Below are 20878 nucleotides of genomic sequence, written 5' to 3'. Positions count from 1 at the left end.
GCCGGAGGGGCCCGGAGAAGGAGTCCGTGGTATCCGGATGTTCGACGATCGCGGGCCAGGAGGATGAAGAGAATGCCGCGTACCGCGTCACGTGCCCGTCCCGGCGGGTACCGCGACACCGCCCCGCGCTACAGCGACGCCGACCTCGCACCGCTGCTGAAGGCACTCGTGGCCGTGCGGGACGGCAGGGCGAAGCAGGAGCTGGACGTCCCGGGCGAGGGCGCCGTGGCGGAGGCCGCGGCGATCCTGGAGGAGATCCGGCAGAACGGGCAGGACCTCGCCGCGGGGCTGAGCCGCGTCCGGCAGGAGATCGGCCGGGAGGGGAAGCTGCGCGGGCGGCTGACGCCGGGCACGCTGCGCGGGACGTGGGCGACCGCCGCCGAGGACGCCAACGCGATCATCGACAAGCTCACCGATCTGGCCACCGGGATGCACCGGGTGGTCGAGGCGGTGGCGGCCGGGGACCTGAGTCAGCGGGTGGAGCTGCGGGTGCGCGGCAGGCCGATGCGCGGCGAGCTGCTGCGGATGGCCAAGTCGGTCAACGGCATGGTGGAGCTGCTCGACCAGTTCACCTGGGAGGTCACCCAGTTCGCCCGGGAGGTCGGCACCGAGGGCCGGCTCGGCGGGCAGGCGCCGGCGCGCGGCATGACGGGCCGCTGGCGGGACGTGACGGCGTCGGTGAACGTGATGGCCTCGCGGCTGACATCGCAGGTCCGCGACATCGCGGAGGTCACCACGGCGGTGGTGAAGGGCGACCTGACCCGCAAGGTGACGGTGGAGGCGAGCGGTGAGCTGCAGGAGCTGAAGCTCACCGTGAACACGATGGTCGACCAGCTGTCGGCGTTCGCGGACGAGGTCACCCGCGTCGCCCGCGAGGTCGGCACCGAGGGGCAGCTCGGCGGGCAGGCGAACGTGCGGGGCGTCAGCGGCGTCTGGAAGGACCTGACCGACAACGTCAACGCGATGGCGAACAACCTGACCAACCAGGTCCGCAACATCGCGCAGGTCACCACCGCCGTCGCCGACGGCGACCTGGGCAAGAAGATCACGGTCGACGCGCAGGGCGAGATCCTGCAGCTCAAGAACACGCTGAACACGATGGTCGACACGCTGTCGGCGTTCGCGGACGAGGTCACCCGCGTGGCCCGCGAGGTCGGCACCGAGGGGCGCCTCGGCGGCCAGGCACGGGTCCCGGGCGTGAGCGGCGTCTGGAAGGACCTGACCAGCAACGTCAACGGCATGGCGTCCAACCTGACCTTCCAGGTCCGCAACATCGCGCAGGTCACCACCGCCGTCGCCGAGGGCGACCTGGGCAAGAAGATCACGGTCGACGCGCAGGGCGAGATCCTGGAGCTGAAGGACACCGTGAACGGGATGGTCGACACGCTGTCGGCCTTCGCGTCGGAGGTGACGCGCGTCGCGCGCGAGGTCGGCAGCGAGGGGCGCCTCGGCGGCCAGGCGGTCGTGCCCGGCGCCGGCGGCGTGTGGCTGGACCTGACCGACAACGTCAACGCGATGGCGAACAACCTGACCAACCAGGTGCGCGGGATCGCGCAGGTGACGACCGCGGTCGCGCAGGGCGACCTGACGCGCAAGATCGAGGTGGACGCGCGGGGCGAGATCCTGCAGCTCAAGGACACCTTGAACACGATGGTGGACACGCTGTCGTCGTTCGCGTCCGAGGTCAGCCGCGTCGCCCGCGAGGTCGGCACGGAGGGGCGCCTCGGCGGGCAGGCGCTCGTGCCGGGCGCCGGCGGCATGTGGAAGGACCTGACCGACAACGTCAACGGCATGGCGTCCAACCTGACCTACCAGGTCCGCAACATCTCCCAGGTCGCGACCGCGGTCGCGACCGGCGACCTGACGCGCCGCATCGACGTCGACGCGCAGGGCGAGATCCTGGAGCTGAAGACGACGCTGAACACGATGGTGGACACGCTGTCGTCGTTCGCGTCCGAGGTCACCCGCGTCGCCCGCGAGGTGGGCAGCGAGGGGCGCCTCGGCGGGCAGGCCGAGGTCGAGGGCGTGTCCGGCACCTGGAAGAGGCTGACCGAGAGCGTCAACGAGCTGGCCGGCAACCTCACCACCCAGGTCCGCGCCATCGGCGCGGTCGCGAGCGCGGTCGCCAGCGGCGACCTGACCCGGACGATCACCGTGGAGGCGCGCGGCGAGGTCGCCGAGCTGAGCGACAACGTCAACCTGATGGTCGCGACGCTCCGCGAGACGACCCGCGCCACCGAGGAGCAGGACTGGCTCAAGACCAACCTGGCGCGGATCGGCGGGCTCATGCAGGGCCACCGGGACCTGCTGCAGGTCGCCGAGCTGATCATGCGGGAGCTGACCCCGACGGCGAGCGCCCAGTACGGCGCGTTCTACCTCGCCGACAAGACCGGCGAGGAGCCCGAGCTGGCGCTGATCGCCGGGTACGGGACGCGCCGCAGCCGGGCCGGCGCGGTCCGGTTCGCGCCGGGCGAGGGCCTGGTCGGGCAGGCGGCGCAGGAGCGCCGGCCGCTGCTGATCGCGGACGCGCCCCCCGACTACGTCAAGATCGGGTCCGGGCTGGGCGAGGCGTCCCCGGTCAACATCATCGTGCTGCCGATCGTGTTCGAGGACGAGGTGCTCGGCGCGATCGAGCTGGCCTCGTTCGGCCGGTTCACCGACGTCCACCTGGCGTTCTTCAGCCAGCTGATCGAGACGATCGGGGTGACGCTGAACGCGATCCGCGCCAACGCGCGGACCGAGGCGCTGCTCGGCGAGTCGCAGCGGCTGGCGCAGGAGCTGCAGGAGCGGTCGGACGAGCTGCAGCGCCAGCAGGGCGAGCTGCGGCACTCCAACACCGAGCTGGAGGAGAAGGCGGCGCTGCTGGCCCAGCAGAACCGCGCGATCGAGATCCAGAACTTCCAGATCGAGCAGGCTCGGCGGACGCTGGAGGAGCGCGCCGAGCAGCTGGCGATCTCCTCGCGGTACAAGTCGGAGTTCCTGGCGAACATGTCGCACGAGCTGCGCACGCCGCTGAACAGTCTGCTGGTGCTGGCCAAGCTGCTGTCGGAGAACCAGGACGGCAACCTCACCGGCAAGCAGGTGGAGTTCGCGCGGACGATCCACGAGTCCGGCACCGACCTGCTGGTGCTGATCAACGACATCCTGGACCTGGCGAAGGTCGAGGCCGGGAAGATGGAGGCCCACCCGCAGCGGCTGTCGGTGTCGGGGCTGGTCGACTACGTGGAGGCGACGTTCCGCCCGCTGTCGGTCGACAAGGGCCTGCAGTTCGGCGTGGAGGTCGCGCCGGACGTCCCGGCCGTGCTCAACACCGACGAGCAGCGGCTGCAGCAGGTGCTGCGGAACCTGCTGTCGAACGCGGTGAAGTTCACCGCCGAGGGCGAGGTGCGGCTGCTGATCGAGCGGGCCGGCGACATCGACTTCACGCTGCCCGCGCTGTGGAACACCCCGGACGTGATCGCGTTCCGGGTGATCGACACCGGGATCGGGGTCAGCGCGGACAAGCTGCAGGAGATCTTCGAGCCGTTCCAGCAGGCCGACGGGACCACGAGCCGCCGCTACGGCGGCACCGGGCTCGGCCTGTCGATCAGCCGGAACATCGCGCGGCTGCTCGGCGGGGAGATCCACGCGGAGAGCCAGCCGGGCCGGGGCAGCGTGTTCACGCTCTACCTGCCCGCCCAGTACAACGAGCGCGAGGAGCGGCGGCGTCCGGTGCCGCCGGAGCAGCCGGCCGCTGCGCCGAGGGGCGCGCTTCCCGCGGGCGGCGGGCGGGGGAACGGCGGCATGGCGCGCAAGTCCGCGCCGTCCGCGGAGAACGGCCTGTCCGTGGAGCAGCGTCCGCCGGCCACGGAGCCGGAGCCCGCGCTGAACGGCCTGATCGAGGAGCCGCCCGCGGACCTCCTCGACACCGTCCTGTCGGGCCGCAAGGTGCTGATCGTCGACGACGACGTCCGGAACGTGTTCGCGCTCACCAGCGTCCTTGAGGGCTACGGGATGGAGGTCCTCTACGCCGAGGACGGGCAGGCCGGAATCGACGTGCTGCACCGCAACCCGGACGTCGCGGTCGTCCTGATGGACGTCATGATGCCGGGCCTCGACGGGTACGCGACCACGGCCGCGATCAGGGAGATGCCCCAGTTCGCCGAGTTGCCGATCATCGTCATCACGGCCAAGGTGATGAAGGGCGACCGGGAGAAGAGCCTCGACTCCGGCGCGTCGGACTATGTGCCGAAGCCCGTTGACGTGGACCATCTCCTTGACGTCATGCGGAACTGGCTGCAACCCTCCATCGTCCGCTGAGGAGAGGGGGCGCCCCGGCGGCGGGGTCGCCGCGGGATGCGTTCGGCCGGCGATGGCGGGGACCGGAATCGGAGAGGCGCGCGTGGACGACAAGGCGAAGATCCTGCTCGTGGACGACCGCGAGGAGAACCTGATCGCGCTTGAGGCCATCCTCAGCTCGCTCGACCAGGACCTCGTCCGGGCGCGGTCCGGTGAGGACGCGTTGAAGGCGCTGCTGACCGACGAGTACGCGGTCATCCTGCTGGACGTCGTCATGCCGGGCATGGACGGTTTCGAGACGGCCCGCGACATCAAGCGCCGCAAGAAGACCCGGGATCTGCCGATCATCTTCCTCACGGCGGTGAACAGCGATCCCGACTACGCGTTCCGCGGCTACGCGGCGGGCGCGGTCGACTTCATCTCCAAGCCGTTCGACCCGTGGGTGCTGCGCGCCAAGGTGTCGGTGTTCGTGGAGCTGCACACGAAGAACAAGCAGCTCCGCGACCAGACGGCGCTGCTGCGGGAGCAGGCCGCTCTGCTCCGCGAGCAGCAGACGCTCCTGAGCGAGCGCCCCGGCGCCGACGCGCTCGACCAGGCCCGCGCCCGGCTGACGTCGGTGGTGGAGCAGGCGGAGGCGGTCGGCAAGCATCTCCCGCCCGCCCGCCGCGACGACTACGAAGAACTGGCCCGGCGCCTCACCGACCTCCGCCGGGCACTGGACGGCGAAGAGGCACTGGACGAGGAAGAGGCCCCGCCCGCCTGAGCCCGCGCCCGCCTGAGCCGCGCCCGGCGCGGAGCCGGGCGCGGACCCTCAGGTCAGGACGACGCTTCGAGGCGGGCCCTCGCTGCGGCGATGCGGGTCAGGGTGCGGTCGCGGCCGAGGATCTCCAGGGACTCGAACAGCGGCAGGCCGACGGTGCGGCCGGTGACGGCGACGCGGACGGGCGCCTGCGTCTTGCCGAGTTTGAGGCCGTGCTCGGCGCCGATGCGCTCCAGCCGGTCCTTCAGCTCGGCGGCGTTCCAGGGGGCGTCCCGGTAGGCGGCCTCGGCGGCGGCGAGGATCGCGGCGGCGGGCTCCTTCATCGCCTTGTTCCAGGACTGCTCGTCGGACGGCGGCTCGTCCAGGAACGCGAAGTCGATCATCTGGACGATCTCCGACAGCAGCGCGACCCGGGTCTGGGCGAGCGGGGCCAGCTCGGCGAACACCGCGACGTCCACGTCGAACGGGGCCCGCTGCAGGAAGGGCAGGCATTCGGCGATGAACTTCTCGGCGGGCAGCGCCCGGATGTACTCGCCGTTGATGGCGCGGAGCTTCTTGACGTCGAAGAACGCGGGCGAACTGTTGACGTCCTCGATGCGGAACTCCTCGACGATCACGTCCCAGGGGACGATCTCGCGGTCGCCGGAGGGGGCCCAGCCGAGCAGCATCAGGTAGTTGCGCGTGGCCTCGGCGAGGTAGCCCTCCTCGCGGTAGTCCTCCAGCGCGACCTTGTCGCGGCGCTTGGACAGCTTCTGCCGCTTCTCGTTCACGATGACGGGGATGTGCGCCCAGACGGGCGGCTCGCCGCCGAGCGCCTCCCACAGCAGCTGCTGCTTGGGCGCGTTGGACAGGTGCTCCTCGCCGCGCACCACGTGGGTGATGCCCTGGCTCATGTCGTCGACCGCGTTGGCCAGCAGGAACGTGACCGAGCCGTCGGCGCGGGCGATGACGAAGTCCTCCAGGACCGCGTTCTCGAAGACGGGCTTGCCGCGCAGCAGGTCGACGACGGTGGTCTGGCCCTCGTCGGGGGTGCGGAAGCGGAGGGCGCGGCCGGAGCCGGGCTCCAGGCCGCGGTCGCGGCAGAAGCCGTCGTAGCCCTTGTGCTGGTCGCCGGTGCGGGCGACGATCGCCTCGCGGCCGCAGTCGCAGTAGTAGGCGCGGCCGGCGTCCCGGAGCCGCTGCGCGGCGTCGGCGTGCTTGTCGGCGTTGGCGGACTGGAAGTAGGGGCCCTCGTACTGCTCGCCGTCCATCCCGAGCCAGGCGAGCGCGCGGATGATGCCCTCGGTCCATTCGGGGCTGTTGCGGGAGGCGTCGGTGTCCTCGATGCGCAGCACCAGCGTCCCGCCCGACTGGGCGGCCATCACCCAGTTGAACAGCGCCGAGCGGGCGCCGCCGACATGGAACATGCCGGTGGGTGACGGGGCGAAGCGTACGCGGATCGGAGAGCTCGAAGACATGCCTCAAGGGTAGAGCGCGCGGGCCCCCGCTCGCGCCGGGACCCGCGCGCCGCGGCCGGATTCGGGGCGCCCGGGATTCAGGGCTTCCAGTGCGGGTCGCGGCCGGCCATCCCGAGGACGCGGTCGAGCAGCGGCGCGTCCTCCGGCACCCGGACCTCGGGGCCGAATGCGCCGTACTGCCGGCTCATCTCCGCCGTCGGGACGATCTGCTCCCAGGCGGCCTGGACGACCTCGGGCGGGAAGCCGGGCTCACGTCCGGTCGCGGCGGCGAGGTCCCAGCCGTGCACGACGCATTCACCGAAGACGATCCCGGCGACGAACTCGGCGGGCATCCCCTCCTTGTTGCCGGTGAGGCTGGTGTTGCCCTCCCACGCCGCCGGGTCCTGCCACGCCTCGGCGGTCTTGCGGGCCTGCTCCTCGAACCGCTCGGCCCAGCGCGGCTCGGCGGTGAAGTCGTGGTCCTCCCCCGGGCCGGTGACCGGCGTCCTGCGCGCGGCGGCCTCGCCCCGCCCGTTCCAAAGGATCAGGTGGTTGACCAGTCCCCGCACGTCCCACTCGGGGCACGGGGTCGGCGCGTCCATCTTCACCGCGGGGATCTCCAGGACGATCCGCGCCGCGGCCTCCGCGGCGGGAAGCATCCGGCTCCGGATATCCATGATCTTTTCCTCGCTCATCTGTTCGACCATACGGTCACGTTAGAACGGGCTCCCGTGCCGGTCTTGAAGAAACGCGACACCGCTAGCCTGAACCGATGGAACGACCCCTACCCGAGGGGACGCGGGGCATCCTGCGGGCGCGGACCGGCCTGGAGCGGTTCCGGGTGGAGCGGATCGCGCCGGGTCCGGCGCTCGCGCCGTTCGTGGAGCACTTCTGGGTGCTGCGGTGGGATCTGCGGGGCAGGCCGCCGCACCGGCAGCAGGTGCTCACGCGGCCGTCCGTCCATGTGTCCTTCACCAGTTATCTGACCGCGGGGACCACGCGGGCGCGGATCGTCGGCGTCGTGCGGGACGACTTCGTCGAGGAGATCTACGACGAGGGCCGCGTGGTGGGCGCGGCTTTCCGGCCGGGCGGGTTCAGGCCGTTCATGGACGCTCCCGTCTCCACCCTCACCGGCCGGTTCGCGGGTGTGGACGAGGTGTTCGGCGCCTCGGGCCTCGCCCTCGCCGGCGAGATCTTCGCGTTGGCCGACGACGTGGAGGCGGTACGGCACCTGGAGGCGGCCCTCGCCGGAGTGCCGCGCGAACCCGATCCGTCCGTCGAGCGGGCCGCCGCGATCGTCGCGCGGATCGCGGCGCGGCCGGGCCTCGCGCGGGTGGACGAGCTGGCCGCCGAGGTGGGGCTCACCGCGCGCAGCCTGCAGCGCCTGTTCCACGAGTACGTCGGGATCGGCCCGAAGTGGGTGATCCGCCGGTTCCGGATGCAGGAGGCCGCCGAGCGGGCGGCGTCCGGCGTCCGGGTGGAGTGGGCGGGGCTGGCCGCCGAGCTCGGCTACGCCGACCAGGCGCACTTCACCCGCGACTTCACCGCGGCGGTGGGGACGCCACCCGCGCGGTACGCCCGCGAGGCGGGCCCTGGCACTATCGAGGGATGACCGCCCCCCTCGATGATCTGGCCGCCTTCCGCGCGCTGGCGGCCGGGCGGCTCGCCTCGTTCGAGCACACGACCGTCCCGGACGAGCCCGGCCTGCGCCGCGCCGGGGTCGTGCTGTGCGCGGTGGAGCACGGCGGCGTCCCGTCGGTGATCCTGATCAAGCGCGCCCACCGGGGGCGGAACGCGGGCCAGTGGGGGCTGCCGGGCGGGCGCCTGGAGCCCGGCGAGACGCCCGAGGAGGCGGCGCTGCGGGAGCTGCACGAGGAGATCGGCCTGGCCGCCGGGTCCGCGGACGTCCTCGGCCGGCTCGACGACTTCCCCGCCACCTCGGGCTTCGCGATCACGCCCGTCGTGGTGGTGCTGGACGATCCGGGCCCGCTGGTGCCGAGCCCGGACGAGGTCCACTCCGTCCACCACACCACCCTGCGGAAGCTGGCGGACGACGCGACCCCGAAGTGGGTCGCGCAGCCGGGCGGCGGGACCCTCCTGCAGATGTGGCTCGGCCCGAACTGGCGCGTCCACGCGCCGACCGGCGCGATGCTGTGGCAGTTCCGCGAGGTGGTGCTGTTCGGGCGGGACGCCAGGGTCGCCGACTTCCTCCAGCCCGACTGGACCCGCCGCTGACCGTCAGAAGGTCCCGCCGTCGACGACGACGCGCTGCCCGGTGAGGTAGGACGCGCCGTCCGAGACGAGGAACCGGACCACGTCGGCGACCTCCTCGGGCGAGCACACGTGCCCGTAGGGGGACGCGGCGTCCTGCTGCCGGATGTCCTCGACGCCGGCCGTCGCGCGGACGAGGCGGCGCCCCATGTCGGTGTCGACGAGGCCGGGCGCGACCACGTTGACGTGCATGCCGTTGCCGCGCTCCTCCTTGGCGAGGACCTGCGCCAGCGCCTCCATGGCCGCCTTGCCCATCGCGTAGGGGCCGCCGAACGGCGGCATGAGGTCGGTGATCACGCTGGACACGAACACGACGTCGCTGCGTCCGGCGCGGCGCAGCAGCGGCAGCAGCGCCTGGCTGAGGTGGTGCGGCCCGAGCGCGTGCACGCGGACGACCCGCTCCAGCTCCGCGGGGTCGGTGTCGGCGACGCTGTCGCCGCGGCTGGCGATCCCCGCGCTGTGCACGAGGATGTCCAGGGCGCCGAGTTCCTCCGCCACCTGCGCGGCCAGGCCGCGGCACTCGTCCACGCTGTCGACCGAGGCACGGAACGCGCGGCCCTCCACGCCCGCGGCCTCGATGTCGGCGACGGTCTTGCGGGCGGCTTCGTGGTCCCGCCGGTAGGCGATCCCCACGCGCGCCCCGTCGGCGGCCAAGGCGAGCGCGACGGCGCGGCCGATCCCGCGGCCGCCTCCGGTGACCAGGGCCGTGCGGCCGGCGAGAGAACTCATGGGCACTCCTTCGTCAGGGGTCGCTTACGACGGTCCCATCCTGCATGTTCGCGGGTCTCCGGCGTAAGCGGCCCCTGCCGGTGCGCTAGCTCGCCGGTCCCGCCTCGATGAGGTGGTACGCCGAGGGCGGCAGGGGTCCGGTGAACGAGACGCCGGTGAACCCGGTCGCGTCCAGCAGGTCCCGGAACCCGGCCTCGGTGCGTTCGCGCCCGCCCGTCGAGACGAGCATGTTCAGGTCGTTGCGGACGATGCCCGCCGTTTCCGGGGTGACCATCTCCGGCATCACCTGCTCCAGGATCAGCAGGCGTGCGTCCGAACGCATCGCCGCACGGACGTTCCGCAGGATGGCGGCGGCCTTCTCGTCGCTCCAGTCGTGCAGGACGCTCTTGAGGACGTAGGCGTCGGCGCCGCCGGGAACGGACTCGAAGAAGTCACCCGGGACGATCTCGGCCCGGCCGGCCACGTCGTCCAGCGTGCCGGGCGCGGCGGCGAGGCCGGCGGGCAGGTCGAACAGCAGACCGCGCGGGCCCGGGTGCGCGCGCAGGATCGCGGCGAGCAGCGTGCCGTCGCCGCCGCCGAGGTCCGCGACCGTCCCGTAGCGGGAGAAGTCGTGGGCCTTGAGGATCCCCGGCGCGACCGCGCGGGTGTGCTCGGCCATCGCCTCGTTGAACGTCGCCGACAGCTCCGGGTCGGACTCGAAGTACTCGAACGACGTCCTGCCGGTCACGCGTTTCCACGCGTACTCCCCCGTGCGCAGTGTCTCGGTCATGTCGCCCCACGTCCGCCACACGTCCGGGCCGCAGAACAGCCTGATCAGCGCTCGGATGGAGTCGGGCGCGTCCGCGCGCAGGCGCTGCCCTTCGTCGGTCAGCGCGAACAGGTCCCGCTCCTTCTGCTCCACGGCGCCCAAGGTGACCAGGCCGCGCAGGAGCCGGTGCAGGGACGGCGCATGCGTGCCGGTCGCCTCCGCCAGCTCCTCGCTCGACCTCGGGCCGCCCGCCAGGGCGTCGGCCAGCCCCGTCTCGGCGGCCACATGGATCATCTGCGCCGGCATGTATCCGAACGCCAGGTCCAGCAGCGGTGATCTCGACATCGTCGGCTCCCCTCTCCGTCGCTCCTGACGCTACGGAGCCGCGCCGTCCGCGGTCTTGGACGAATGGAACCTTCCGGCCGGGCGCGGTCAGCGGGCGCGGTCAGCGGGTGCGGGCGCGGAGCCAGGTCGCGGCGATGTCGAGGTGATCGTCGGTCAGGCCGGTCAGCGGGTCGATCTCCACGAGGAGGTGGTCGGCGACGTTCGGCTCGCCGGCGATGCACTCGGTGGCGTCGGGCTCGTCCTCGAACCAGACGAACGGGCGGCCCTCCGCCCACGCGGCCACGTGCCGGGCCTTCCAGGCGCCGAGGGTGCGGCCCTCCTCGCTGCCCGGGAACCGCGGGATCGGGACGAACGGCAGTTCCGGCAGCCCGACCCTGGGCGCGATCCACTCGTTGGCGTGGTCGCACCAGTAGCTCGCCCAGGCCAGCTCGGCGCCGGTGGACTCGGCGAGTTCGAGGAGCGACGGCCCGTGCGCCCGATTGAGCCAGAGCTTGAACACCGTGCCGTTCGGCGAGCACTCGTGGCGTTTGAAACCGCGATGGGGCCTTTCAAAAGGATTGAGAACTCCGTCTACGTCCAGCAGCACCACAGGCGACCCCATACACCGGACGGTACGTCATCAAGGGTCCCGCCGTCGAAGGTCATTTCTTGGCGGCCGAGTCTTATCGGGCGTTCTGCCGGGCATCCTCCGGTCATGTGCCGACTGTTCGGTATGACGACCGGCGGGCCGCGCGTCCGCGCCACGTTCTGGCTGGTGGACGCGCCGGCCAGCCTGAGCCTGCAGAGCCGCCGCATGCCGGACGGGACGGGCCTCGGCTGGTTCTCGCTGGGCGAGGAGCCCGTCCGCGACCGCGCGCCCATCGCCGCGTTCCAGGACGCCGACTTCAACGCCGAGGCGCGCAACGTCGTGTCGCACACGTACGTCTCCCACGTCCGCTACGCGTCGACGGGCGAGGTCGACGTGCACAACTCGCACCCGTTCGTCATGGACGACCGGCTGTTCGCCCACAACGGCGTGGTGCACGGCCTCGACGTCCTCGATTCGTGGCTCACCGACGTCGACCGGGCGCTGATGCAGGGACAGACCGACTCCGAGCTCGTCTTCGCCTACGTCACGGCGGAGATCCGGCGGCACGGCGACACCACCACCGGGCTGATCGCGGCCATCCGGCGCATCGCCGCCGAACTGCCGGTCTTCGCCCTCAACGTCCTGCTGGCCGAGTCGGGCCGGCTGTGGGCGCTGCGCTATCCGGAGACCCACGAGCTCTGGGTGAACCAGCCGGAGCTGGGCGACCCCGGCGACGCCCGGGACCTGGCGTCCGACCGCGAGCCCGGCCGCGTGCAGGTGGCGTCGCATCGGGAGCCGTGCCGCGCGCACGTGGTGGCCAGCGAACGCATGGACGACGACCCGGGCTGGCGGCTCCTCGCACCCGGCGAGCTGCTCATCGTGGACGGCTCGAAGACGTCCTCGCACTTCCCCTTCGACCCGCCGGCGCGGCCGCTGACGCACGCCGGCCTCTCCGCTGCGGAGTCCACGTCCCAGACCTGATCGACTCCGGTTCCGGGACGTAGGGTGGACGACCGGAACCCCCTGGAGGAACCGGATGACGCACGAACTCACGCTGATGGCCGTCCACGCCCACCCGGACGACGAGGTGCTCGGAACCGGCGGGCTGCTCGCCCGCAGCGCCGCCGAGGGCATCCGGACGGTGCTGGTCACCTGCACCAACGGCGAGCAGGGCGACGACTCCGGCGGCGTGAAACCCGGCGAGCCCGGGCACGACGCCGAGGAGGTCGCGCGGCGCCGCCTCGGCGAGCTGCGCGAGTCGGCCGGCCTGCTCGGCATCGGCCATCTGGAGCTGCTCGGCTACCGCGACTCCGGCATGGACGGCTGGTCGGCCAACGACGACCCGCGCGCCTTCGCGAACGTCCCCCTCGACGAGTCAGCCGGGCGGCTGGCCGAGCTGATGGAGCGCTACCGCCCGCAGGTCGTCGTCACCTATGACGAGAACGGCGGCTACGGGCATCCGGACCACATCCAGGCCCACCGCATCGCGCTGGCCGCCGCCGAGAAGAGCGGCGTGCCCGACAAGCTGTACTACACCGCCATTCCCCGCTCGGGTATCAAGCAGATGTTCGACGCCGTCCGGGAAGCGGGCGTGGAGATCGACTTCGACCCGCCGGACGACTTCGGCACCCCCGACGAGCTGATCACCAGCATGGTGGAGGTGTCCGCGCACGTGGACGCCAAGCGCAAGGCCCTGGAGGCGCACGCCAGCCAGGGTGAGAACATCTTCCTGCTGCGGATGCCGGAGGAGATGCAGCGGGCGGCGTTCTCGTTCGAGTCGTTCGTCCGGCACTTCTGCCGCATCGAGGCGCCCGACCAGGAGGACGACCTCTTCGCCGGCCTCAGGTAGCGCGCCGCCGCGCCCGATAGCGGCCGAGGACGTCCTCCCGCAGCAGGTATCCGAACCCGGCCCGCTCCAGGCGCAGCGCCAGCGCCGCCTCGTCGGCGCCGAGCGCGGCGGCGGGGGTCGGCGCCGGGCGGCGGGGCGGGTCAGGGGCGGTAGGTGCCGAAGTACCACTCGTTGCCGTCGGGGTCGCGGGCCGCGTAGTCGCGGGAGCCGTAGTCCTGGTCGGTGAGCGGCCGGAAGATCTCGGCGCCGGCGGCCTTCGCCCGGTCGTGGTGGGCGTCGGGATCGTCGACCGCCACGTAGACCGCCGCCGCGGGGGTCTCGGCGGCGCCCAGCATGATGAGCCCGGTGTCGAAGCGCATCTCGGCGTGGACGATCTTCCCGGTGTCGTCCTTGTGGGCCGCGATCTCGGTGAAGCCGAACGCCTCCTCCAGCCACGCCATCGTCCGCGCCGGGTCGGCGGCCTTGATCAGCGGGTAGAAGGTCCGGCGGATCTCGCTCGTCATATCGTCCTCCCTGGGGTCTGACATGCCCAGTGTGCGGCGGGCGGATCCGCGCGTCTTGGACGAATGTGACCTCAGCGGCGGGCGGCGTCGCGTTCGGCGGCGAGACGGCGGGTCTCGGGCGAGACCGGGGCGCCGAGGATCGCGGCGACGACGTCGATCAGGTAGCTGGTGAACAGGCGGTCGTCGGTGCGGGGGCCGGAGCGGGCGCGGCGGGCCAGCTCGATCGACGCGTACAGGATGGCCGTGAAGCGGCGGTGCAGGCGTGCCGCGTCCTCCTCCAGCAGAGGTTCGACGAGGGCGCGCCAGCGGCAGAGGCTGTCGGGGCGCGCCTCGGGCGCCGCTCCCCCGGAGGCCGCCTCCGACGGGTCGTCCAGCACGGCGACCGGCACGAGGGGGTTCGGGCGGTTCACGACGTCCGCCCATATCTGCAGGTAGGCGCGGCCCGACGCGTCGGCGAGGCGCGCGGCGAGCGGCCGGACGAGGGCCTCCGCCAGCGGCCGGACGCCCTGCTCGCCGTCCTCGTAGGCGTCGAGCAGGGCGTGCCGGCGGGCCTCCACGTCGGGGGCGTGCCGCGCGAAGATCGCACGGAGGATCCCCGCGCGGTCCCCGAAGTGGTACTGGACGGCCGTGGCGTTGCGGGCGCCGGCCTCCTGGAGGATCTCCCGGAGGCTGACGGTGTCCACGCCGCGCGCGGCGTAGAGGGCCTCGGCGGCGTCCAGCAGGCGTTCGCGGGTGTCACTCATCGCCGATCGCGAGCTCCAGCGCCTCGGCGAAGCGCTCGCGGGCCGCCTCCCGGCGGGTGGGCAGGTGGCCGGACGGCCACAGGCCCTCGACGGGCTCGACGTCGCGCAGCAGCTGCCTGGCCAGGGTGATCTTGTGGACTTCGGTGGGGCCGTCGGCGATGCCGAGCGCCTCGGCGGCGAGGAGCATGCCCGCGAACGGCATCTCGTTCGACACCCCGAGAGCGCCGTGCAGGTGCATCGCCCGCTGCGCGACATCGTGGTAGACCTTCGGCATCGCGGCCTTGACCGCGGCGATGTCCTTGCGGACCTTCTTGTAGTCCTTGTGCTTGTCGATCAGCCAGGCGGTGCGCAGGACGAGCAGCCGGAACTGCTCGATCTCGATCCAGCTGTCGGCGATCTTCTCGCGGGTCATCTGCATCTTGGCGAGCGGCCCGAACCGGGTCTGCCGGGAGACGGCCCGCTCCAGCATCATGTCGAACGCCTTGCGGACCTGCGCGATCGTCCGCATGGCGTGGTGGATGCGGCCGCCGCCGAGCCGGGTCTGCGCGATGGCGAACGCGCCGCCCTCGTCGCCGAGGAGGTTCTCGGCCGGGACGCGGACGTCCTCGTAGCGCAGGTAGCCGTGCGAGCCCTCGCGCTCACCGCCGACGCCGACGTTCCGGACGGTGGTCAGGCCCGGCGCGTCGGCCGGCACGATGAACATCGACATGCCCTGGTATGCCGACACATCAGGGTTCGTCACGGCCATCACGATCAGGAACGTCGCGTGGCGGGCGTTCGAGGAGAACCACTTCTCGCCGTTGATGACCCAGCCGTCCCCGTCGCGGACGGCCCGCGTGGTGAACAGCGTGGGGTCCGCTCCCCCGTGCGGCTCGGTCATCGAGTAGGACGAGGAGATCTCGCCGTCCAGCAGCGGCCGCAGGTAGCGCTCCTTCTGCCCGGGCGTGCCGAAGTGGGCGATGATCTCCGCGTTGCCGGAGTCGGGCGCCTGGCAGCCGAACACCGACGGCGCCCACCTGGATCGTCCGAGGATCTCGTTCAGCAGGGCCAGTTTCACCTGGCCGTATCCCTGGCCGCCGAGTTCGGGGCCGAGGTGGCACGCCCAGAGGCCCTTGTCGCGCACCCGGTCCTGCAGGGGGCGGACGAGCCGCTTGTAGCGGGGATCGGTCTTGTCGTACGGGTCGCCGAGCACGAGGTCGAGCGGCTCGACCTCGTCCCGGACGAAGGCGTCCGCCCAGTCGAGGAGTTCCTGGTAGTCGAGGTCGGTCTCGAAGTCCCAAGCCATGGCGAGCCTCCTGCGTCGTTTCCCCGATAATCGGCCTACCTCAGTAAGTAATGCAAGTGCATGACTGTTACTCTCCGGTTGACCTTGTGCCGGAAAGGGACCCGCCGTGCAGCCTGAGCAGATCGACCGCGCCCTCGTGGACTTCGGCGTCCTCGCCGGGTGGATGGACGGCGAGGGCCTGCCGCCCGGCCCATTCGAGGACGTCGTGCTCCTCGCCGGCGGCACGCAGAACACGCTGATCCGGTTCCGCCGGGGCGGCCGCGAGTACGTGCTGCGGCGCGGGCCGGGCCACCTGCGCGCGAGGACGAACGACGTCCTGCGCCGCGAGGCCCGCGTGCTGGCGGCCCTCGACGGCACCGACGTCCCGGCGCCGCGCCTCATCGCGGCCTGCCCGGACGAGACGGTGCTGGCCGGCGCGGTCTTCTACCTGATGACACCGGTCGACGGCTTCAACGCCACGGTCGCGCTCCCTGGGACGCACGCGGGCGACGCGTCCGTCCGGCGGGAGATGGGCCTGAACGCGGCCCGCGCGCTGTCGGCGCTGGGCGCGGTCGACCACGAGGCCGTCGGCCTGGGTGACTTCGGCAAGCCCGAGGGGTTCCTGGAGCGGCAGGTGGGCCGCTGGATGTCCGAACTGGACTCCTACAGCTCACTGGACGGCTATCCGGGCCCCGACATCCCGGGCCTGGACGACGTCGCCCGCTGGCTGGAGGACAACCGTCCCAAGGTGTGGCGGGCGGGAATCCTGCACGGCGACTACCACCTGGCCAACCTCATGTACTCCTTCGACGGCCCCGAGGTCGCCGCGATCGTCGACTGGGAGATGTGCACGATCGGCGACCCGCTGCTGGACCTCGGCTGGCTGCTGGCCACCTGGCCGGACCGCGAGGACCAGAGCGCCGCGCTGGCCGGTCCGCTGGGCACCGCGGGCGGCCTCCCGGCGGCGGACGAACTCGTCACCGCCTACGCCGAGCGCGCGGACGCCGTCGCGGGCCGCGACCTGTCGTCCATCACCTGGTACGCGGTGCTCGCCTGCTTCAAGCTCGGCATCGTCCTGGAGGGCACGCACGCCCGCGCGTTCGCCGGGAAGGCCCCGAAGGAGACCGGCGACCTGCTGCACACGATCACGCTGGGCCTGTTCCAGCGCGCCCACGGCTTCATCGAGTCGTGATGGAGATCCGCAGGGGCGGCCCCGGCGACGCGCCGCTGCTGCTGGCGATGCTGGACGGCGCCGTCGCGTGGCTCGCGGCGGAGGGCCGGACGGGGCAGTGGGGCAGCGAGCCGTGGTCGGACGATCCGCGCAGGGTGGAGCGGATCAACGGCATCGCCCGCGACGACGAGATCTGGGTGGCCGAGGTGGACGGCCGTCCCGCCGGGGCCATGGCGGTCTCCTCCCGCCCGCCGCGCTACGTCGACCCGATCGACGAGCCGGAGCTCTACATCACCCTGCTGGTGACCGACCGCGCGTCCGCCGGGCACGGTGTGGGCAGCGCGCTCATCGCCAAGGCGAAGGACGAGGCACGGGCGAAAGACGTCGATCTCCTGCGCGTCGACTGCTACCGCGGCGACGACCGGCGGCTCGTCGAGTACTACCGGCGCAACGGGTTCGAGCCCGCCGCGGAGTTCACGGTCGGCGACTGGCCGGGACAGCTGCTGTTTCAGCAGGTGGAGCCCGCAGAGGTTGAAAAACCGGGCGGCGGGACGCAGCCTGGAGAATGACCGGTGCGAACGGGGCAGTCGGTGACGCCCTTACGCCGCACGGACGGCGACCGAGCCGCTCGCCTCGTTCCGCCGGTCGACGCTCACGTCGGATTCCTGCCAGCGGACCCGCCCGGTACGCGGGCAGGATCGGGCCATGCCAAGGAACTTCCGCTTCGGTGTCGTGGGCGAGTCGATCCGGTCGGGCGCCGACCTGGCCGGTACCGCGCGCCGCGCCGAAGAACTCGGATATGACGTCCTGACATTGCGGGACCACTTCGTCGCCGAGCCGTTCGGCGACCAGCTCGCCCCGATGGTGGCGCTGGCGTCCGCCGCGTCCGCCACCGGCGCGCTGCGGCTGGGCACGATGGTCCTCGCCAACGACTACCGGCACCCGGTGCTGCTCGCCAACGAGGCCGCCACCCTCGACCACCTGTCGGGCGGGCGGTTCGAGCTGGGCATCGGCGCGGGCTGGCTGCGCGAGGAGTACGAGGCCGCCGGGATGCCCTTCGACGCGGCGGGGACGCGGGTCGGCCGCCTGGAGGAGTCGCTGCGCATCCTGCGGAGCCTCCTGGACGGCGAGAAAACCTCGTTCGCCGGGGAGCACTACCGGATCGACGGGCTCACGGTGTTCCCGCGTCCCGGCCGGCGCCCGCCCCTCGCCGTCGGCGCCGGCAGCAGGCGCATGCTCGGCATCGCCGGGCGGCTCGCCGACACCGTGGGCATCCTCCCCCGCGCCCTTCCCGAAGGGACGATCTCCGGCGAGGTGACCGAGCGGCTGCCGGACACCATCGCCCGCAAAGTGGACTGGGTACGGGAAGCCGCAGGGGAACGGGACATCGAGCTGAGCATGATGGTGACGCCCACGTTCGGCCCCCACCCGCGCGGCGTCGCCGCCCAGGTCGCGGTGACGCGCGGCTGGGGGGCGGCGTCGGCCGATCTCGTCCTGGACATGCCGTCCCAGTTCGTCGGCCCGCCCGAGCACATCGCCGAGCAGATGCTCGACCGCCGCGACCGCTACGGATTCACCTACTACCAGGTCCCGGACGCCTGCATGGAGGAGTTCGCTCCCGTCATTCCGCTGCTGGCCGCCTAGACGCCGCCGGTACGGAGGACATGCGGCGAGCATGCGACCTGCGCAGCGGTCGGCACCCGGATGGCGGTCCCGGACCGCCCGGTCGTCGCGGTGCTCGGCGACGGATGCGCGATGTTCGGCGTGCAGGGCCTCTGTAGCGCGGCCCGGTACGAGGTCCCCGTCGCGTTCGTCGTCATGAACAACGGGGAGTACCGGACGCTCAAGGACACCCTCGACGAGGGTGGCGGACCGTCCGCCGAGCACGGCCGCTACGTCGGCATGGACCTCGCTCCGCCGGCGATCGACTGGCGGAGCGCCGCGCGGGCGTTCGGCATCGAGGCGCTGCGCGCCGGTTCGGCGGCCGAGCTGCGGGACGCGGTCGCCGGGGTCGGGGACCTGGCCGCACCCCTCCTCATCGAGGCCCCGATCGCCGGGCACGGCGCGGGGAGCGGCGGATGAGCCGAAAACGGGGATTCCCCGGTGATCTCGCGATCCCGGGGAATCCCCGTTCTCCATGCACCGGCAGCCCTGTGCCGGGTCTGTGATGATCCGGGTCAGGACCCGAAGGGCCGGGGCGCGCCCTTCTTGCCGGCGCCGCCGCCCCAGGAGAGGACCTCCCACTTGACGTTCTTCAGGTGGCCTTCGCCTGTACCGGCGTTGTACTTGCTCTTCGGCTTCCCGCCGTCCAGCAGGTAGCGGAAGGTGTAGGTGTCGAGGTCGAGCATGACGCCCCGGTGCGAGGGCTCGCCGGGACCGCGGTCGCCGACGAAGCCGGTGACGCTGCGGCCGTCGTAGCTGACCTTGACCTTGGTGTGCATGGGCCAGCTCGGGCTGGCGAACAGCCCCTTCTGCATCGGCTTGCCGCCGGCCGGGGCGCCGGTGTCGCCGTTCACGCCGGACCCGTCGTCCCAGAAGTAGGACGCGGTGGTCTTGCCGCTGAGGAGGGTCTTCGGGCCCCTCTTCTCGCGCTTGGTGTCGGCCTTGCCGGCCTTGGAGTCGGCCTTCGCCGCACTCTTGCCGATCTTGGCGCCGTCCTTCAGCGCGCGGTCAGGGGAGGCCTTGTGCTCCTGCGAGGCCACGGCCTGCTGCGACAGGAACTGCTTTTCCGGAGCGGAGTCATCACTGGCGGCTGCGACGCCGGCCACCAGCATGCCCGCGAGGGCGGTACCGGTGACGCCGGTCAGGACGACGTTGATCGCTCGCTGCTGCATGGATTTCCTTCGTTCGGGGTACAGGGCTGCCGCTCCGCCGACGGCGCTGATGTTTCGCGCCGGGCTGTCCCGCGCCGGTCGGCGATGTGCCGTTTCCGGGCAGGGGTGAGCGACTCCGAGACTCGGGACTCGGGATTTGCCGCCGCGGGGAAGGGCCCGCTTGGAACGGTCCACGGGCATGGCGGACCGCGCCCGCGCTCAGTCGCGCACGAACGCTCTCGGACGTGCGTGAGACACGGGCTTCAATGAAGCGGAAGAGATGCCGACCGGGGGCTCAGTGGCCCGACCCGGTGCGCGGCCGGTGCATGGATGCGACCGCGATTCGGCAGGGATCCCGCCTGGCGGGCGGGAGGCGACGGCTATGCGATTGGCCAGGTCAAGGGTTCGTTGACCCGAACCTGAGCTTGACTATATCCGGCATTACCGCGCTTTCGCCAAACTCGGGTTTTCTTTACCTTTGCCCAGGTAGATCGTTCTCTCGGGTGCCGGCCCGAGGCCGGGCAGAGGGCCGCGGATCGCCTGACCGGAGGTCCACAGCATTACCACGACAGCGTAAAGAACACCTGGACCCCAACGGACATTCCAGCTGCCGCCCTAGGGAAGGTAAAGCCTCGTCAGTGCGTCGGGTAGACCGTCGGCACGAGGGGCGTCGGCCCGGTGCCGCCGGTGAAGACCGGAGCGCCCGGCTGCTGCGGGACGTACGGGGCGTCCGCGTAACCGGGCGCCGGGTACTCGGGGCCCGCGTACTCGGGCGAGGGGTAACCGGGCGCCGGATAACCGGGTGCCGGGTACTCGGGGCCCGCGTAGGCGGGCTCGCCGTACGGGCCGGCCGCCACGATCGGGCCCTGCGCCGCCGGAACGGCCTGGGCCACGGGCGGCGGGACGTGGGAGCCATCGGCCCGGCGCGGCTCGGGGCCGGGATGGCCGCCCTGCCCCGCACGGCGCTCGGCCAGCAGGGCCATGAGCGCGTGGGCGGTGTCGGCGTCCATCTTCAGCAGGACGCTGGGCATCCCGGACTGGTCGACGAACGGGGAGACCGAAGGGGCCGGCAGCTGCGGAAGTGCCGCCCGCATCTCCTCGCGGAGATCCTGGGCCAGGCGCAGCGCCTGTCGGTCACTGTCACTCAAGTGTGCGTTCATCGCGATCTCCGGGGAGTTCACGTGCGGGGGTCCGTGGATCATCCTGCTAGGGATGGCGTGCAGGTGCAAGAGCTGATGCACGTGCATTTCAAGAATTATCACCCCGTAACGCCTGCGCCCGTCGATCGTTCCCGGGGCGCTCCATCCCGCCCTCGCCGAGACTCCAGAACGGGCTGACCAGCGCAGATGCGCACGGCCGGTCCCGGCCGCCGACCAGTCGCTCCTGGGCGGCCTGCACGG

The 20878-nt window shown here is 72.0% G+C and carries 19 protein-coding genes and 1 pseudogene; 10 read left to right on the top strand and 10 right to left on the bottom strand.

Going from position 1 to position 20878, the window contains the following annotated elements; genetic code table 11:
* The first annotated feature begins 72 nt into the window (after positions 1 to 72).
* Together AL2_RS27875 and AL2_RS27870 are read left to right on the top strand one after the other, a co-directional pair.
* Positions 73 to 4299, top strand: a complete 4227-nt coding sequence (locus AL2_RS27875) for a hybrid sensor histidine kinase/response regulator (RefSeq protein ID WP_067638675.1) — start codon at positions 73 to 75, stop codon at positions 4297 to 4299.
* Between the two features lie 82 nt (positions 4300 to 4381).
* Positions 4382 to 5041 carry a response regulator gene (locus AL2_RS27870; protein ID WP_157438412.1) on the top strand — a complete coding sequence of 220 codons (660 nt, stop codon included), beginning with the start codon at positions 4382 to 4384 and terminating at the stop codon, positions 5039 to 5041.
* 53 nt (positions 5042 to 5094) lie between these two features.
* Here AL2_RS27870 and gltX read toward each other — a convergent pair whose 3' ends face one another.
* The gene (gene gltX, locus AL2_RS27865; protein WP_083946967.1) at positions 5095 to 6495 is read right to left on the bottom strand and encodes a glutamate--tRNA ligase; all 1401 of its coding nucleotides are present in this window, start codon (positions 6493 to 6495) and stop codon (positions 5095 to 5097) included.
* A 77-nt stretch (positions 6496 to 6572) separates the two neighbouring features.
* Positions 6573 to 7169 carry a TIGR03086 family metal-binding protein gene (locus AL2_RS27860; RefSeq protein WP_245666991.1) on the bottom strand — a complete coding sequence of 199 codons (597 nt, stop codon included), beginning with the start codon at positions 7167 to 7169 and terminating at the stop codon, positions 6573 to 6575.
* A 77-nt stretch (positions 7170 to 7246) separates the two neighbouring features.
* Here AL2_RS27860 and AL2_RS27855 point away from each other — a divergent pair, with 77 nt between their 5' ends.
* Entirely contained in the window at positions 7247 to 8086 is an 840-nt protein-coding gene (locus AL2_RS27855; RefSeq protein ID WP_067638666.1) for a helix-turn-helix domain-containing protein, read from the top strand.
* A complete protein-coding gene (locus AL2_RS27850; RefSeq protein WP_067638664.1) occupies positions 8083 to 8709 on the top strand; it encodes an NUDIX hydrolase in 627 nt (208 codons plus the stop codon). The genes AL2_RS27855 and AL2_RS27850 overlap by 4 nt, the downstream gene beginning before the upstream one ends.
* 3 nt (positions 8710 to 8712) lie before the next feature.
* Here AL2_RS27850 and AL2_RS27845 read toward each other — a convergent pair whose 3' ends face one another.
* From AL2_RS27845 to AL2_RS27835, 3 genes are all read right to left on the bottom strand, one after another.
* On the bottom strand, positions 8713 to 9474 hold the full coding sequence (locus tag AL2_RS27845; protein ID WP_067638662.1) for an SDR family NAD(P)-dependent oxidoreductase: 762 nt from the start codon (positions 9472 to 9474) through the stop codon (positions 8713 to 8715).
* An 85-nt stretch (positions 9475 to 9559) separates the two neighbouring features.
* The gene (locus AL2_RS27840) at positions 9560 to 10567 is read right to left on the bottom strand and encodes a methyltransferase (protein ID WP_067638660.1); all 1008 of its coding nucleotides are present in this window, start codon (positions 10565 to 10567) and stop codon (positions 9560 to 9562) included.
* Positions 10568 to 10667: 100 nt separating this feature from the next.
* Positions 10668 to 11168, bottom strand: coding sequence for an HAD domain-containing protein (locus AL2_RS27835; RefSeq protein ID WP_067638655.1), 501 nt, complete (start codon positions 11166 to 11168; stop codon positions 10668 to 10670).
* 93 nt (positions 11169 to 11261) lie between these two features.
* Here AL2_RS27835 and AL2_RS27830 point away from each other — a divergent pair, with 93 nt between their 5' ends.
* Together AL2_RS27830 and AL2_RS27825 are read left to right on the top strand one after the other, a co-directional pair.
* Positions 11262 to 12116 (top strand): class II glutamine amidotransferase, encoded by an 855-nt coding sequence (locus tag AL2_RS27830; protein ID WP_067638653.1) that lies wholly within the window; start codon positions 11262 to 11264, stop codon positions 12114 to 12116.
* Positions 12117 to 12171: 55 nt separating this feature from the next.
* Positions 12172 to 12984 (top strand): PIG-L family deacetylase, encoded by an 813-nt coding sequence (locus AL2_RS27825; protein WP_067638651.1) that lies wholly within the window; start codon positions 12172 to 12174, stop codon positions 12982 to 12984.
* 140 nt (positions 12985 to 13124) lie between these two features.
* On the opposite strand, the gene AL2_RS27820 is transcribed toward AL2_RS27825, so the two are convergent.
* The 3 genes from AL2_RS27820 to AL2_RS27810 form a co-directional block, all read right to left on the bottom strand.
* Positions 13125 to 13487 (bottom strand): VOC family protein, encoded by a 363-nt coding sequence (locus AL2_RS27820; RefSeq protein ID WP_067638649.1) that lies wholly within the window; start codon positions 13485 to 13487, stop codon positions 13125 to 13127.
* Positions 13488 to 13558: 71 nt separating this feature from the next.
* On the bottom strand, positions 13559 to 14230 hold the full coding sequence (locus AL2_RS27815) for a TetR/AcrR family transcriptional regulator (protein ID WP_067638647.1): 672 nt from the start codon (positions 14228 to 14230) through the stop codon (positions 13559 to 13561).
* Positions 14223 to 15515: an acyl-CoA dehydrogenase family protein gene (locus AL2_RS27810; RefSeq protein WP_067638645.1), complete on the bottom strand. Its 1293-nt coding sequence runs from the start codon at positions 15513 to 15515 to the stop codon at positions 14223 to 14225. The genes AL2_RS27815 and AL2_RS27810 overlap by 8 nt, the downstream gene beginning before the upstream one ends.
* A 106-nt stretch (positions 15516 to 15621) precedes the next feature.
* Between AL2_RS27810 and AL2_RS27805 the strand changes: the two genes are divergently transcribed.
* From AL2_RS27805 to AL2_RS27790, 4 genes and pseudogenes are all read left to right on the top strand, one after another.
* A complete protein-coding gene (locus AL2_RS27805) occupies positions 15622 to 16686 on the top strand; it encodes a phosphotransferase family protein (RefSeq protein ID WP_312032855.1) in 1065 nt (354 codons plus the stop codon).
* The gene (locus AL2_RS27800; RefSeq protein WP_067638643.1) at positions 16686 to 17234 is read left to right on the top strand and encodes a GNAT family N-acetyltransferase; all 549 of its coding nucleotides are present in this window, start codon (positions 16686 to 16688) and stop codon (positions 17232 to 17234) included. Before AL2_RS27805 ends, AL2_RS27800 begins: the two co-directional genes overlap by 1 nt.
* 136 nt (positions 17235 to 17370) lie before the next feature.
* Complete coding sequence (locus AL2_RS27795; protein WP_067638641.1) at positions 17371 to 18309, top strand: TIGR03621 family F420-dependent LLM class oxidoreductase; 939 nt, start codon at positions 17371 to 17373, stop codon at positions 18307 to 18309.
* A 45-nt stretch (positions 18310 to 18354) separates the two neighbouring features.
* Positions 18355 to 18747, top strand: a pseudogene (locus AL2_RS27790) (thiamine pyrophosphate-dependent enzyme); the annotation flags it as partial.
* Between the two features lie 95 nt (positions 18748 to 18842).
* On the opposite strand, the gene AL2_RS27785 reads toward AL2_RS27790, so the two are convergent.
* Together AL2_RS27785 and AL2_RS27780 are read right to left on the bottom strand one after the other, a co-directional pair.
* Positions 18843 to 19499, bottom strand: coding sequence for a hypothetical protein (locus tag AL2_RS27785; RefSeq protein ID WP_067638637.1), 657 nt, complete (start codon positions 19497 to 19499; stop codon positions 18843 to 18845).
* 614 nt (positions 19500 to 20113) lie between these two features.
* Positions 20114 to 20626, bottom strand: a complete 513-nt coding sequence (locus AL2_RS27780) for a hypothetical protein (RefSeq protein WP_157438411.1) — start codon at positions 20624 to 20626, stop codon at positions 20114 to 20116.
* Positions 20627 to 20878 lie beyond the last annotated feature (252 nt).

The sequence above is a fragment of the Actinomadura latina NBRC 106108 genome (genome assembly GCF_001552195.1).
Taxonomy (GTDB): Bacteria; Actinomycetota; Actinomycetes; order Streptosporangiales; family Streptosporangiaceae; genus Spirillospora; species Spirillospora latina.
The sequence above is the reverse complement of the archived record's forward strand: the minus strand, read 5'-3'. Positions and strand labels throughout refer to the sequence as shown.

Excerpts from the sequence above, each read along its gene's own strand:
- AL2_RS27875 (WP_067638675.1), top strand. The coding sequence starts at position 73 with ATGCCGCGTACCGCGTCACGTGCCCGTCCCGGCGGGTACCGCGACACC.
- gltX (WP_083946967.1), bottom strand. The coding sequence starts at position 6,495 with ATGTCTTCGAGCTCTCCGATCCGCGTACGCTTCGCCCCGTCACCCACC.
- AL2_RS27860 (WP_245666991.1), bottom strand. The coding sequence starts at position 7,169 with ATGAGCGAGGAAAAGATCATGGATATCCGGAGCCGGATGCTTCCCGCC.
- AL2_RS27855 (WP_067638666.1), top strand. The coding sequence starts at position 7,247 with ATGGAACGACCCCTACCCGAGGGGACGCGGGGCATCCTGCGGGCGCGG.
- AL2_RS27850 (WP_067638664.1), top strand. The coding sequence starts at position 8,083 with ATGACCGCCCCCCTCGATGATCTGGCCGCCTTCCGCGCGCTGGCGGCC.
- AL2_RS27845 (WP_067638662.1), bottom strand. The coding sequence starts at position 9,474 with ATGAGTTCTCTCGCCGGCCGCACGGCCCTGGTCACCGGAGGCGGCCGC.
- AL2_RS27840 (WP_067638660.1), bottom strand. The coding sequence starts at position 10,567 with ATGTCGAGATCACCGCTGCTGGACCTGGCGTTCGGATACATGCCGGCG.
- AL2_RS27835 (WP_067638655.1), bottom strand. The coding sequence starts at position 11,168 with ATGGGGTCGCCTGTGGTGCTGCTGGACGTAGACGGAGTTCTCAATCCT.
- AL2_RS27830 (WP_067638653.1), top strand. The coding sequence starts at position 11,262 with ATGTGCCGACTGTTCGGTATGACGACCGGCGGGCCGCGCGTCCGCGCC.
- AL2_RS27825 (WP_067638651.1), top strand. The coding sequence starts at position 12,172 with ATGACGCACGAACTCACGCTGATGGCCGTCCACGCCCACCCGGACGAC.
- AL2_RS27820 (WP_067638649.1), bottom strand. The coding sequence starts at position 13,487 with ATGACGAGCGAGATCCGCCGGACCTTCTACCCGCTGATCAAGGCCGCC.
- AL2_RS27815 (WP_067638647.1), bottom strand. The coding sequence starts at position 14,230 with ATGAGTGACACCCGCGAACGCCTGCTGGACGCCGCCGAGGCCCTCTAC.
- AL2_RS27810 (WP_067638645.1), bottom strand. The coding sequence starts at position 15,515 with ATGGCTTGGGACTTCGAGACCGACCTCGACTACCAGGAACTCCTCGAC.
- AL2_RS27800 (WP_067638643.1), top strand. The coding sequence starts at position 16,686 with ATGGAGATCCGCAGGGGCGGCCCCGGCGACGCGCCGCTGCTGCTGGCG.
- AL2_RS27795 (WP_067638641.1), top strand. The coding sequence starts at position 17,371 with ATGCCAAGGAACTTCCGCTTCGGTGTCGTGGGCGAGTCGATCCGGTCG.
- AL2_RS27785 (WP_067638637.1), bottom strand. The coding sequence starts at position 19,499 with ATGCAGCAGCGAGCGATCAACGTCGTCCTGACCGGCGTCACCGGTACC.